The 13,842-nt window shown below is 60.6% G+C and carries 7 protein-coding genes and 2 pseudogenes; 3 read left to right on the top strand and 6 right to left on the bottom strand.

What is annotated here, in order from left to right:
- Positions 1-216: 216 nt before the first annotated feature.
- Positions 217-1,231: pseudogene (locus BACI348_RS18230) on the top strand (ABC transporter ATP-binding protein); the annotation flags it as partial.
- 91 nt (positions 1,232-1,322) lie between these two features.
- Here the strand turns inward: BACI348_RS18230 and BACI348_RS21135 are convergent.
- From BACI348_RS21135 to BACI348_RS18210, 4 genes are read right to left on the bottom strand one after another with little or no spacing between them, the layout of a single operon-like run.
- Entirely contained in the window at positions 1,323-2,465 is a 1,143-nt protein-coding gene (locus tag BACI348_RS21135) for an N-6 DNA methylase (RefSeq protein WP_159828842.1), read from the bottom strand.
- 8 nt (positions 2,466-2,473) lie between these two features.
- Complete coding sequence (locus BACI348_RS18220) at positions 2,474-3,448, bottom strand: hypothetical protein (protein WP_159828840.1); 975 nt, start codon at positions 3,446-3,448, stop codon at positions 2,474-2,476.
- Positions 3,438-5,363 (bottom strand): ORC-CDC6 family AAA ATPase, encoded by a 1,926-nt coding sequence (locus BACI348_RS18215; protein WP_159828838.1) that lies wholly within the window; start codon positions 5,361-5,363, stop codon positions 3,438-3,440. The genes BACI348_RS18220 and BACI348_RS18215 overlap by 11 nt, the downstream gene beginning before the upstream one ends.
- Positions 5,336-6,229, bottom strand: coding sequence for a phosphoribosyltransferase-like protein (locus tag BACI348_RS18210; RefSeq protein ID WP_159828836.1), 894 nt, complete (start codon positions 6,227-6,229; stop codon positions 5,336-5,338). The genes BACI348_RS18215 and BACI348_RS18210 overlap by 28 nt, the downstream gene beginning before the upstream one ends.
- A 469-nt stretch (positions 6,230-6,698) precedes the next feature.
- Here BACI348_RS18210 and metH point away from each other — a divergent pair, with 469 nt between their 5' ends.
- Complete coding sequence (metH, locus tag BACI348_RS18205) at positions 6,699-10,340, top strand: methionine synthase (RefSeq protein WP_159828834.1); 3,642 nt, start codon at positions 6,699-6,701, stop codon at positions 10,338-10,340.
- 21 nt (positions 10,341-10,361) lie between these two features.
- On the opposite strand, the gene BACI348_RS18200 is transcribed toward metH, so the two are convergent.
- Positions 10,362-11,483 (bottom strand): L-dopachrome tautomerase-related protein, encoded by a 1,122-nt coding sequence (locus BACI348_RS18200; RefSeq protein ID WP_159828832.1) that lies wholly within the window; start codon positions 11,481-11,483, stop codon positions 10,362-10,364.
- Positions 11,484-11,792: 309 nt separating this feature from the next.
- Between BACI348_RS18200 and BACI348_RS21130 the strand changes: the two are divergent.
- Positions 11,793-11,993, top strand: a pseudogene (locus BACI348_RS21130) (vitamin B12 dependent-methionine synthase activation domain-containing protein); the annotation flags it as partial.
- Positions 11,994-12,005: 12 nt separating this feature from the next.
- On the opposite strand, the gene BACI348_RS18190 reads toward BACI348_RS21130, so the two are convergent.
- Positions 12,006-13,709 carry a S8 family peptidase gene (locus BACI348_RS18190; protein ID WP_201298449.1) on the bottom strand — a complete coding sequence of 568 codons (1,704 nt, stop codon included), beginning with the start codon at positions 13,707-13,709 and terminating at the stop codon, positions 12,006-12,008.
- Between the last annotated feature and the right edge of the window lie 133 nt (positions 13,710-13,842).

The following is a 13,842-nucleotide window of genomic DNA, read 5'->3' as shown; positions in this document are numbered from 1 at the left end:
TGTGAGTTCGCCGCTTCCCCCTGGGTTGGCCTCTATTACGTGACCGAGGCCTAACCGCCCCTTCATTGGGCGCCTGGGAGAACACACTGATTCATCAAACGGTGGAGGAGTTCTCCAACCGCGGAGTGCACTCGCCGGCCTGCGTGACCGCCTTTGGTACGGGGCCGGCAGCACGAAATCAGTTGTGTGGGCTGGAGCGAACAGCTTCAACCTTTTCTCATGCCGGCCATGACGTTCATCGGGAACCTGGTGTACGTGGGGATCGCCGTGGTGGGAGGCCTGCAGGTGGCGTCCGGGGCGATGCAGCTGGGCGATGTGCAGGCGTTCATCCAGTACTCGCGGCAGTTCACCATACCGTTGGCGCAGCTGGGGTCCATGGCGAACCTGCTGCAGTCCGGGGTGGCGTCGGCTGAGCGGGTGTTCTCGCTGCTGGATGAATCTGAAGAGTCGGTGGAGCCTGCCACTTCTGAAGGGCCTGTGTTTGGGCGGGGGCGGCTGGTGTTCGAGTCTATTTCGTTCTCGTATTCGCCGGACAAGCCGCTGATTTCTGATTTGTCTCTTGTCGCGGAGCCGGGGCAGACGGTGGCGATTGTGGGGCCCACGGGGGGCGGGCAAGACGACGCTGGTGAACCTGATGATGCGGTTCTACGAGCTGGATGCGGGGCGGATAACGCTCGACGGCGTGGACGTCACCTCGGTGCCGCGGTGTGAGCTGCGCTCGCGGCTGGGGATGGTGCTGCAGGATACGTGGCTTTTCGGCGGGACCATCCGGGACAACATTGCTTACGGGCGGCCTACTGCTACGGAAGACGAGATTCTAGAGGCTGCGCGGGCGACGTATGTGGACCGGTTCGTGCGGTCGCTGCCCGAGGGGTATGACACCGTTTTGGAGGATGAGGGCGGGAACGTGTCCGCGGGGGAGAAGCAGCTGCTGACGATTGCCCGGGCGTTCCTGGCCCGGCCTTCGGTGTTGATTTTGGATGAGGCAACGTCTTCGGTGGACACCCGGACCGAGGTGCTGGTGCAGAAGGCGATGAGCGCTTTGCGGTCGGACCGGACTTCATTTGTGATCGCCCACCGCCTGTCCACGATCCGCGACGCCGACCTCATCTTGGTGATGGAGGCCGGCCAGATTGTGGAACAAGGGACACACGCTTCACTGCTGGCCGCCGGTGGGGCTTACGCGCGGCTGTACGAGGCCCAGTTCGCGGCTCCTGCGGCGGAGGTATAGTGAACGCGTATAAATGGCATTCGGCCGACTGTCCTCTGAGTACCCATAAGCGGAAGCTCTGCGTTCCGGCCGGGACTACAACCAAGAACTATTAACTGGCGCTCTGAGAGGTCGCAAACTCGGCCCCGCAAAGGCATGTGAATGATTCTTCAAGGTTCGTTATGTGACGAGGGTTAAGTCCTGCGGATTCCAGCAGTGCCATGACGTCGCGGACTGTTATGTAAGGCGCACCTGTACCACTATATTGGCGGGAAAGCCCTGTCGCTGGATGAAGCAACGTTGACTTCAGCGCAGACAAGTTCGATGGCTCCTTGACTCGGAGGGCAATTACGCAGTCACTCAGTACGAGTTCTTCCGACTCCACCATGACAACCTTTTCCGGATAAAAACGTCCGACGCGGGGCAACAACACCATGGGGCCCCGCGTTGCAAGTTTCGGTGACTGAAATCGCTCGACCCGGGAAATCCGGCCGTTCAACAGGTTGCTTGTATGCACGAAACGTGCGCCAGCATCCGGGTGCTCCCACAACCGCGAATTATGAATGCGTCCTCTGACAACGTCTACACACCGACAGGCTCTCGAATAAGAGGTTCCTCCTAATCTGGTCGCCGGTGGACTCACGGTTCGTAGTGACTTGTCCCGCCCGCGGATTGTCAAGAGAACGGACGATGCCTTTGCGTTGCGGAAAGAGCCACGCGGAAGTTTTTGGACCAGATCAACGTCGAAATTTGTGTGTATACCCTGCCACACTTCTTCATTAATCTCGCCGTGGAAACTCCCCTCAGGAAGAACAACGCCCACACCCTGGGAAGTCTTCACTTCGTCAAGTACGATCGCTAATGCCGCAACCGCCGGAGTAGCTCGATACGAGGAGCCCAGTAAACTGATCGTTCTGCGTTGCTTTCCTCTGTATGAGAAAGGCGGATTTAGGACCACGAGGTCCACTCCTTGCCGCGCGGTTCGCCAAACCGGACTGCTTACCCGGGATGCCTTCGAATATATGTCGGCTCGGCCAACCCGCCACCCCGGATGCCTTTCTTGAACTCCCTTGACAGTCAAGGGATCAAGATCGCAGCCCATCAATTCAACCGAGTTCCCGGCACCACCTTCCTCGGCAGCGAGTAGTAATGCGCCTTCACCCATTGTTGGATCGAAAACTCTTGTACCAGAAACTAGATCGAATGGCTCGCATAAAGCTTGAGCCATCCAATTAGGAGAATAAAAACGGTCCAAACTAATCCTCAAGCCGTGCCCATGAGAAGGGGTTTGAATGACTGGAACTTCTCAATATCATAAATGCAAAGTCTTCCAGAGCCACTTGTCCGACCCTGGGAACGTATGGGGTGGTCGTATAAAAGCGCTGCTTGGTGTGGACGTGACATCACGAATAATGCGGCGCCCAGTGCGTGGGGTTTCGTGCCAAGAACTGCGATCTGAATAAGACGGTCGGGAAAGTATGAAGCTAACTCCGACAACAGCGCATAAAGACTGAAGGGACAATTGGCGCGGGCAAAACGCATCTTTGACATTGAACGTTGTTCATCCAAGTAACGAATGTTGCTTTCGATGGTGTGAAAGGGGTACTCCGGCCGAAAGCCCGGAAGGCCGACCACCGGGTAGGTGGAGGAATCTGAAGGCTGAACCTCTTCAAAGATTCGCGCTAATCGATCCCCCTCGAATCCCAGCAAAGGCACAAGTATGTCCCCACCAGAGCGGCGTGCTCTGGCAAGTCGAGCAAAGCCCGGCAAAGGTGAGATTCCGTCCGTCCTTTCGGATAGGTTGTACTTCAAACTCCCAACAGGCGAATCCGCTCTCATGTAATCTTTTGGTTCGACGTAAAGTACCTTGAGATCAAGTTGTGAGGTCAACGCAGCTCGAACCAAAACCGCCCAGGTGCCAAATGCGGCACCTGTTATGTCAATATAAATTGGTTGGGGTAGCGGCTTCAGATATTCCTGGACCTCGGCAAGGTTGAAAAGAGAAAGTTCCACGTTCTGACCGCCCGACTGATGCCGGAACGACGCAGACTCTTTCGTCTCAGCTGAAAGCTCCACGATGTTTACTCCGCGGCTAGCCTGGGTTTCAAGCCAGGTCGCGTCGACAAGTGCTCGCTCCTCCGCTCCAGCGCATTTGTAGAGGTAAGAAGAACCGGCGGGCAGCAGGAAATTCTCACGCCGCAACTCCTGGGTTAGGCCAGGATATATTTTAGCCACCATTGAAGAACTCCGAAAACAGTGACAGCTGCGCTGGCGGCTCGCTCTCGATTTCTCTGTTTGTTCGCGATAAAAGTTTCCGGATGTACTTTGTAGAATCAGTGCTAGCAAGGCCCAAAAAGTCTTCCGAGCGAAGATTCATGCGTCTCTTGCGTCTTGGGCTGTACACGAAAAATGGAGACACAATTGGATGAAGCTGATAATCGAAGTCTTTCGTTTCCGGAGAAACTGCGGCCATCTTATCTCCAGTAAATCTAACTAGAGCATTATGCATAACGCCGGCTGTCAGCAATTCCTTAATTTCCTCGTTGGACTTGTTGTCGGTGATTCGAAACTGCGAGACTTCGGGTGCGTGACCGTGTGGTTGCTTTGCCATCACTCCAAATACTCGACCGAGACCAAGAACAAGGCGTGTCAACTGGGTGCCGCGCTTATGTAAACCAGCGAGCTCGAATACCACTCGTTCACCAACAGCCTGCGCAGCGACGGTTTGGTTATGTGCGGAAACGGGCGACAAGAGATCGCCACCCTGCTTTACATGTTGTATTAGTGCCTCTGTCACGAGGTACAGAAGGTAACGTATATTGCCGTCCGCAAGCATTAGGAATGTGGACCAGCCGCAGTAGTACTTGGATAGGCCCGTGCGCCCAGGTCGGAGCGAAAAGAGCATGGCGTAGCCATGATTCCCTACACGCGTTTTCCACTCGCCAGGCTTCGCTAGTGCCTCTGTAAGTACACTTGAAAGGGATGTGTCTTGGGACTCAGCCCAGAACCCAACGAAGCAAGCCTCAAGATCATCCATAGAGTCAAAGCGGCGCAGGTCTTCGGCTGCCACGCCTTCATGGAGTAGCTGATTACGCGCATCGTCTCTTATTCTGCTTGCACCCAACAGTGATGCTTCTGACGCAAGTGACATCTCTGGCAGGAGGTCCTGCACGGTGAGGAGTCGGAGTGCTGAGAACTCGCGGTCTTCAAGGGACATTTTGACTAGTCGATCATTGCAGACGGACGCAGCGAAACGGCCAAAACCGTTCTGCTTGATCTCATCTTCAATGTTGATTTTTACGAAATCGGCGGGTTCTACCAAGAATTCTGATGAACTGAGAGTTGCGCGTTCATGTAGGCCGTTTTGACGCATGCCGATTTTGAACGTGAAGCCTCCATCGCCAACATGCTTTATTAACGTATTGATAACGCGTTGCTGATACGGTTCTAAATTTTCGTATTCATCAAGACAAAAAGCTATGTCTGACTGCCCAATTGATTCGTCATCCAGGATAGCAGCTACCATTGAAGCTACTGGGCGGCCAAGAACTGATAGGTCCAAATCGGAAAGAGGCGTGCCTAATCCGTTTATTGCCGATTCGAATCGGAGGATCTGGTCACTGACTTGGTCGGCAAATGCCGAAAAATCGGTAGTCTCGTCCATCCTGAGGGCAAGACAGGTCCTGCGTAGCTCGCGCGGATTGAGTCTTGTAGCTTCCCCCAAGGTGGACTGGCGCCAAGTGACAAATGAAACGAGCATATCTACGAATTGCAGATTGATGTAGTGAGAAAACGTGCGAATCCAGTCTGCTTCGGAAAGCCTTGTCCCTTGAAAGGTTGCAGTTAGATTTGTTTCGATTCGCCAGTAAAGTCCCAAAGCACTCCAGCTAGCAATATCCGATCCGTGAAGCCGATATTGACCCTCATAAGCGAGTTGCCGAAGCGTTGTTGTTTTTCCTGTTCCACGACCACCAACAATCAGACAGGGCTTTGTATCCGACAAGCGGTCCCAGTAGGCAGGTTCAGAGAAGAGGTCAAAAATTTTGTCGCGTAGGTACTCGGCACGGTACTGACCCAAATACCGTTGGATCCTGGCGGAAACGTCAGCCGACCCCTCCCGCGCCATCAGTTTCTTCTCCTGAGCGGCTTCCAACCCTCCGCGGTTGACCAAATCAAAGGCAGAGTGAGATCCGGTGTCGAGTGGCCGAAGGCGAGGTTTAGCCCGAACCGCCCATGTCCAAAGGCCTCGTCCTCCGAAAAGCCTATGCGAAGTGCATACTTGATGACTACGTCCTTCAACTGCTTGCGTAAGATCCCGGGCACCAAGAGAGTGTGCTCGCTCAGAGCAGAATACTCTTGGCCGAGAGTGTGAGCCGCACGGACACGCATGAATGGTAGGTCTTCCCCCAAGCGCCGTTTAGCTTCCCAAGTCACAACGGGAGCGATGACGTACACGGCGTCGATCTTCTTTTCCTCCCAATGGGCGGCCAAGGATGTATATCCGCCGCTTCGCAGTGGATAGTCACGATTCCATGAGGCTACGAGCTGGTCTCCGCTGCCGATGATGTCATCGACCAATATCAAGGAGACGGAATTTTGTTGGTGCTCAATCCGATTCGCCATTCCTTGGGGGTCGAGAATCCGATCCTCATCGAACCCGAATTGTCGCATTTTTCTTACAAAGTGGTATCCAGAGTCAGTGGGGCTAGGTTCTTCACCCGTCGGGAACGATACAAGCACTTGATCTAAGAAGCCCTCCCAAGCAGCTATACCGGCTTCAAAATCTGGATGGCTTGCAATTGAGGCCAGCGCAGAACGCAAGAGCGATGAGACCATTTCGTCATTGAAGAATACGAAAGACTCCAGAAGAGCTGCCGCCACTGGCCTGTCTTCCTCGTCAAAGTTGCTCATCCACCCCGCCGGGTCGATGTCCATCGGCTGCATCGGCCAGATATTGGAATCGGAGAACTCGCTTCTCGACTCGAGTAATAACTTGACGTTGATGGGCTCCGCGATCATGCCTCTAACTTACTGGGTAGGGGAGGCCACACTTCGCTTCTCAAGCGTAGGGAAAGGGGCGAGCATCATTTGCTCCGCGCATTGGCTGGCTTCGGTTTGGTGCATGGCAGGTCTTCCGCCTAACTTCGCGGAAGACCGCCTGCGTAGTGGCGACAAGGAGCGTCCGCGATGGTTACAAGCAAGAGAGCAGGAGTAGGGGAGAGAGCGGGTGTAAGTCGAACGGGCTGAATAGTCGTGGCAAAACCTCCACTCTGAGTTCTTGGATAGGAGAGCACTTGACTGACCAACGAGCTTATCGTGGCTTGCAGAGGCTCCGGCTGCCGGAATCATCGTTGACTCTCAACGGGCTAAGTCCTTCCGGCGGTCATGCCTGGGCGAGCCTCACGACCGGCGCTGGTGACAATCCGCCCGCACGTAGCACACAGAAACACTAAGCAATGTACTTGGCCCCGCCGCGTAACCTTGTTTGATGCCCCGTTTTGCGCTCGACATCGAATCCGTGCCCCGCCCTGCCCGCGCGCAGGAGCTCCTGGACGCAGTGAACCACCGGGTCGTCATTGCCGACGGCGCGATGGGCACAATGCTGCAGGGCCGGGACCTCTCCCTTGAGGAGGACTTCCTGGGCCTCGAGGGCTGCAACGAGATCCTTAACGACACCCGCCCGGACGTCCTCGCGGACATCCACGACGCCTACTTCGCAACGGGCATCGACGCCGTCGAGACCAACACCTTCGGCGCCAACTGGTCCAACCTCTCCGACTATGGAATCGACGACCGTATCGAGGAACTCGCGCGCAAGGGCGCGGAAATCGCCCGCGACCGCGCGGAAGCTGCCGAAGAAACAGACGGCCGCATGCGCTGGGTCCTCGGCTCCATGGGCCCCGGCACCAAGCTCCCCAGCCTCGGCCACACCAGCTACGACTACCTCAAACAGACCTTCGCCCTGCAGGCCGAGGGCCTCATCGACGGCGGGGCAGACGCCTTCCTCATCGAAACCAGCCAGGACCTGCTACAGACCAAAGCCGCCGTCAACGGCTGCAAGCAGGCCATCGTCGCCCGCGGCATCCGCCTCCCCATCTTCGTCGAAGTCACCGTCGAAACCACCGGAACCATGCTCATGGGCTCCGAAATCGGCGCCGCACTCACCGCCCTGGAACCGCTCGGCGTCGACGCCATCGGCCTGAACTGCGCCACCGGTCCGGACGAAATGAGCGAGCACCTCCGCCACCTCTCCAAGCAGTCCTCCGTCGCCATCGCCTGCATGCCCAATGCCGGCCTGCCCATCCTCGGCGCCAACGGCGCACACTACCCGCTCACTCCCACCGAGCTCGCCACTGCGCACGAGCAGTTCGTCCGCGAATTTGGCCTCGGCCTGGTGGGCGGCTGCTGCGGTACGACGCCGGAGCACATGGCCGCCGTCGTCGAACGTCTTGCCCCCTTCCGCGCCAAAGCCGTGGTCACCAACAGCGCAGCGCCCGCCCGCGTCCCCGAGGAACGTGAAGCCGGCGTCGCCTCCCTCTACCAGCACGTGAACTTCGACCAGGACGCCTCCTACCTCGCCATCGGCGAGCGCACCAACGCCAACGGCTCCAAGGCGTTCCGCCAGGCCATGCTCGAAGAGCGCTGGGACGACTGCGTGGACATCGCCCGCGAGCAGATCCGCGTCGGCGCCCACCTGCTGGACGTCTGCATCGACTACGTGGGGCGCGACGGCGTCGCGGACATCAAGGAGGTGGTGAGCCGTTTCGCGTCGGCCTCCACCCTTCCGCTCGTCATCGACTCCACGGAACCGCCCGTGCTGCAGGCCGGGCTCGAACTCATCGGCGGACGCCCGGTGGTCAACTCCGTCAACTACGAGGACGGCGACGGCCGGGACAGCCGCTTTGCGCGCATCATGCCGCTGGTCAAGGAACACGGCACCGCCGTCATCGCCCTGACCATCGACGAGCAGGGCCAGGCCCGCACCACCGAGGGCAAGGTGGCCATCGCCTCCCGCCTCGTGGACGCCCTGGTGGGTGAATGGGGGATGCGCGTCGAGGACATCATCGTCGACTGCCTCACCTTCCCCGTCGCCACCGGCCAGGAAGAAACCCGCCGGGACGGCATCGAAACCATCGAGGCCATCCGCCAGATCACCGCGAAGTACCCCGGCATCAACACCACGCTCGGCGTGTCCAACGTGTCCTTCGGCTTGAACCCCGCAGCGCGCATCGTCCTGAACTCCGTGTTCCTCCACGAGGCCGTCCAAGCGGGCCTGACCAGCGGCATCATCGACGCTGCCAAGATTGTCCCCCTCGCCTCACTGCCGGAAGAACAGCGCAAGGTGGCCCTGGACCTCGTCTACGACCGCCGCGAATACGACGCCGAGGGCAACACCACCTACGACCCCCTGGCCATCATGCTGGACATGTTCGCCGGCGTCGACACCGCAGCGCTCAAGGACCAGCGCGCCGCCGAACTCGCCGCCCTGCCCACCGGCGCGCGCCTGGAACGCCGCATCATCGACGGCGAAGGCAAGGGCCTCGAAGACGACCTGGACCTGGCGCGCAGCGAGGGCATGACACCGCTCGGCATCATCAACGACCACCTGCTCGAGGGCATGAAGGTGGTGGGCGAGCGCTTCGGCGCCGGTGAGATGCAGCTGCCGTTCGTGCTGCAGTCCGCCGAGGTGATGAAGAATGCCGTTGCGCTGCTCGAGCCGCACATGGAGAAGTCCGATTCCTCGGGCAAGGGCACCATGGTGATCGCCACCGTGCGCGGCGATGTGCACGACATCGGCAAGAACCTGGTGGACATCATCCTCACCAACAACGGCTACAAGGTCATCAACATCGGCATCAAGCAGGGCATCGCCGAGATCATGGCCGCAGCCGAGGAGCACAACGCCGACGTGATCGGCATGTCCGGCCTCCTCGTGAAGTCCACCGTGGTGATGAAGGAGAACCTCGCGGAGTTGCAGTCCCGCGGCTTGGCGAAGAAATGGCCCGTAATCCTCGGCGGCGCCGCCCTGACCCGCGCCTACGTGGAGCAGGACCTGGCGGAGCAGTTCGACGGCGTGGTCAGGTACGCCAAGGACGCCTTCGAGGGCCTGGCCCTCATGGAACCCCTGGTCCGCGTTGCCCGCGGTGAGTCCCCGGACGACGTCGGCCTGCCGCCGCTGAAGAAGCGCATCCACAAGGGCGGCCCGAAGTTCACGGTCACCGAGCCGGAGGCGATGCCGGGCCGGTCCGACGTCGCCTCCGACAACCCCGTTCCCGCACCGCCGTTCTGGGGCACGCGCATCGTGCGCGGCGTCTCGCTCCACGACTATTCCGCGTTCCTCGACGAGCGTGCCACGTTCATGGGGCAGTGGGGGCTCAAGCCCGGCCGCGGCGAGGACGGCGCCTCCTACGAGGAACTGGTGGAACGCGAGGGCCGGCCGCGCCTGCGCTACTGGCTGGACCGCATCCTCGGCGAGGGCATGCTCGACGCCTCCGTGGCCTACGGCTACTTCCCAGTGGTCTCCGAAGGGGAGCAGGTGGTGGTGCTGCACCACGGCGAGGATGCCGACGGCGTCCTCGGCACCGCGGGACTGCTCGCCCCCGATGGTGGTTCAGGCGGCCCGATCGGCACCGACCGCCTCCGTTTCGACTTCCCGCGCCAGCGCCGTGACCGGCACCTGTGCCTCGCAGACTTTGTGAAGTCCCGCGAATCCGGGCAGGTCGACGTGCTGCCCGTGCAGCTGGTCACGGCGGGCTCGAAGATCGAGGAGTTCACCTCCAAGATGTTCGCCGCCAACCAGTACCGCGACTACTACGAGCTCAACGGCCTGGTCATGCAGCTCACCGAGGCACTCGCCGAATTCTGGCACGCCCGTATCCGCAAGGAGCTGGGCTTCGGGGCCGAGGAGCCGAAGGACACGGCAGGATATTTCAAGCTTGACTACCGCGGTGCGCGGTTCTCGCTCGGCTACCCCGCCTGCCCGGACATGGAGGACCGCCGCAAGGTGACGGAACTGCTCAAGCCCGAACGGATGGGCGTGATCCTCAGCGACGAGCTGATGCTGCACCCCGAGCAGTCCACGGACGCGTTCGTGTTCCACCACCCGGAGGCGAAGTACTTCAAGGTGTGAGTTGGACTTCGGATGATTGAGTCAGCGCAGTAGCACCGGCCCGGCATCAATTCGAATCCGGAACAGTGTGTAGGGCTTAACCCGCTGGTCTTTACCGCCTTGGTAATCCGCCTGCCGGTGCAGCTGGTTGGCTGTGACATAGAGATGTCCGTCGCGGGCCACCGAGAGCGTGTCCGGCCACAGCAGCCGGGGATCGTGTGCCACCGTCTCCCAGGCTCCGTCAGAACCGGAAGCCCAACGGAGGACGGCATTGTGCTCGTAGTTCGTCGCATAGATATAGCCTGCAGCATCCGATTCGAGCCCATCACCGGCGCCGCCCTTGTCCCCTTCCTCGGTGACGGTGGCAGCAGCGGCAGCATCGTCGACTGACCGGTCCGCGAGCGCGTCAGTGGCCACGCTGTAGAGCCGCCGGCTGACGAGCGGACAGTAGTACAGCCGGGCGCCGTCGCTGCTGATGGCAATACCATCGGAGCCCATCGCTAGCGCCCGCTGCGCAGAACCGTCCGGTTGGCGGTCGAGCAAAGGCCGCCCTTCGACTACCGGCACGAACCCGGACAATTCCTCGGCCTTCGTCGAGGGGTGGTCGTGCAGCCGCCGCCAACTTTCGCCGGTGGCAAGGTCGGCAACCACGATTCCGTTTGGTCCTTGGTCTGAGGAGTCGGTGATGTACGCAATACCCTCTTGCCCGCGCCTGAGATCGAAACGGACATCGTTGAGATAGCTTGTGGACAAGGCAACATCCTTCGGAAACACGATGGTCTTAACCACCGTGTCAGTTGCCAGGTCGACGCAAACCAGCTTCGGCCCGCCGTACTCCGTCGGTTGGAACAACGGACTTCCGGTGTCCAGGATCCATAACCGGTCAGCCGGATCAACCACCACGCTTTGCACCGAGATCAGCGTGCCCGCCAGATTATCCGCATCACTGCGGTTAATCTCCTCATTGGGATAAGCAACCGTGTCCCCATCCACCACTTCGGCAACGCTGTACTTCACGTCGTCGCCCCATTTTGGAAAATTCACAAAGATCCGGCCCTCGTGCGACACCGTGACGCCCGTGGGCATCGCCCCATGGAAGTGGGCCACCGCCTCGAGCTCGCCCAGCGGTTGTTCCACGGGAAGCCCCCGTGCCTGATCAGTCATGACATACCTCTTCCGTTCTCTTCCTGTGCCCACCCGGCAAGCCGCGCAAAAGGTCCTTCAGGGCGCACGCCACCCAGGTACGTGGACGTGCGTTGCGACGGAGTGGGATATGAATCGGACCCCCACCCCTTAGGGGCGTGAGGCCCCGTGGATATAGGGCGACTGGCTGTTCCGGAAGACCCGGCTGGCCAGTCGTTCACGAAATAGCACCGGCCGAGCCTTAATGCTAAGTACCCTTACTAGGGATGTCGAGGGGTGGTGCTAAATGCTGCAAAACTTCGTGGTGCACAAAGACGCCACCGGTAGTATTTCAAGCTCGACTACCGCCGTGCCCGGTTCTCTCTCGGCTACCCCGCGTGCCCGGACATGGAGGACCGCCGCAAGGTGACGGAGCTGCTGAAAGCCCGAGCGGATGGGCGTGATCCTCAGCGATGAGCTGATGCTGCACCCCGAACAGTCCACCGACGCGTTCGTGCTCCACCACCGGAGGCGAAGTACTGCAAGGTGTGATGCCAGGATCTGTCAGCTCACGGCCTCTTCCGCATCGACGATGCCCTCGCCGTACAGGCCGTTGTTCTCCGCGGTCCCTTCGCAGGTCGCGTTCCAGTCCGTCGTCCGCCCTTCGTCGGTGTAGTCCTCCACACCGCCCACCGGGCAGGCACGGTCATCCGCCGTCCCCAACATCACGCGGGCCACGGCCTCCGGGTCGAGTGCGTATCCGCCGTCGCCGGTGGACTTGCCGCGCTCCTGGATGATCAGCGCCGCGACGCCGACCGCGTGCGGCGACGCCATCGAGGTGCCCTGCAGGTAGGTGTAGAAGCCGCACTTACCGTCGTCGCAGTGCTTGATCGAGAATCCGTCCACCGGGTTGCCCGCAGCGTCGGCGAGTCCCTGCTCGATCGCCGCCTGGAGCGGATATGACGAAAGGATGAGGTTCCCTGGGGTCTGAAACTGCGGCGTCCCGAAGTAGTCCTTGAACCAGCCGCCCGGGGCGGCGACCTCGACCTCACCGAACCCGTAGTTGGAATAGTCAGCCTTGGTCCCCGACGGACCGACCGATGACACGCTGATGACCTCCGGAGCCTCGCTGGGCAGGTCGAGGCAGGTGTTCTTCACAACCCGCGGCTGGGCGGTGTTCGGCGGGTAGTCCGGGCTGGTCGCGTCGCTGCGGGTGGGGGCAGCGAGGTCGGTGTGCTCGTTTCCGGCTGCCGCCACCAGGGTCACGCCGCGGTCGGAGGCGTACTTCACCGCGCCCAGCACCAGTTCGCTGATGAGCCGCTGCTCGGTCAGTTGCGCGTCGCTCACGGTGCCGCTGACGTACTCGTCGCGCGAGGTGCAGTTGTAAAGCCACGGGTCGGTGTAGAAGCTCATGTTCACAACGTCGAGGTCGATGTCCCCCGCGTACACGAGCGCCTTGACCGTCTCGTACAGGAAGAAGTAGCCGGAGTCCTGTCCTGCGCGCACATTCACCAGGGTCGCCTCGGGCGCCACCCCGCCGATGCCGAAGTCGTTGTCGGCCGCGGCTACGATGCCGGCCACATGCGTTCCGTGCCCGTCGTTGTCGACGTCCGCCGGGTCCTTGCAGTCCGTGTACTCGCAGGGCCCGTCAATATCCGGGATATCGGTGGTGAAGTTCCGCGACCGCTCTGCGTCGAAGTTGGGCGCGATGTCAGGGTGGCTGGCGTCGATCCCCGTGTCCATGATGCCGACGTCAACACCCTTACCGGTGGCCTCGTCCCAGGCGCCGTCCGGCGTTGCGCCGATCATTTCCATGTCCCATTGAAGGCCGGACAGCGGCTCGGCGTGGGGCCCGGGCGAGGACGTGGACGGGTTCCCGGCTACCCCTGCGCTGCGTGCCTGCGCCCGGTCGGTCGCGTCGAGCCGCTCACCGGCGTAGTGGTGCGGCATTCCCTGCCGGCTCACACCAACAGAATGGTTCCGGGCGGCACCGCGGATGCCGCTGCCGCTCCTTACCTCGTCCATGAATTCGCCGTCGGCGGCCGTGACCAGGGCGACGCCGATCTGGGAGATAACGTCCTCCACAGTTCCGCCGGCGGCCTCGATCGCGGCGGTGGCGGCTTCGGGGGTGCCACTGAAGGAGACGACGAATTTACCCCCGGCCGCCGTCGATGCTGCTGCCGCGGATGTCACCACCGTGACGGCGGGCCCGGCCGAAAGGACCATCGCGGCGGCGAGACAGGCAGCGAGCGGGAATTTTTTCTTCATTTGGGTTCTCCGGTTGACGCCCTTGACGGGCCGGACAAGGGACCTCGCTAGAGGACAAAAAATCGGAAACGTTGGCCCAGACTATGCCTGCAGAGCGACGATGTGGCCGTTGACTGCCCCCTATTCCGCCCCT

This window comes from Arthrobacter sp. 9AX (assembly GCF_902506095.1).
In the GTDB taxonomy this organism is placed as follows: domain Bacteria; phylum Actinomycetota; class Actinomycetes; order Actinomycetales; family Micrococcaceae; genus Arthrobacter.
The sequence above is the reverse complement of the archived record's forward strand: the minus strand, read 5'-3'. Positions and strand labels throughout refer to the sequence as shown.

Coding starts and splice junctions, on each gene's coding strand:
- metH (WP_159828834.1), top strand. CDS start 6,699: ATGCCCCGTTTTGCGCTCGACATCGAATCCGTGCCCCGCCCTGCCCGC.
- BACI348_RS18200 (WP_159828832.1), bottom strand. CDS start 11,483: ATGACTGATCAGGCACGGGGGCTTCCCGTGGAACAACCGCTGGGCGAG.
- BACI348_RS18210 (WP_159828836.1), bottom strand. CDS start 6,229: ATGATCGCGGAGCCCATCAACGTCAAGTTATTACTCGAGTCGAGAAGC.
- BACI348_RS18190 (WP_201298449.1), bottom strand. CDS start 13,709: ATGAAGAAAAAATTCCCGCTCGCTGCCTGTCTCGCCGCCGCGATGGTC.
- BACI348_RS18220 (WP_159828840.1), bottom strand. CDS start 3,448: ATGGTGGCTAAAATATATCCTGGCCTAACCCAGGAGTTGCGGCGTGAG.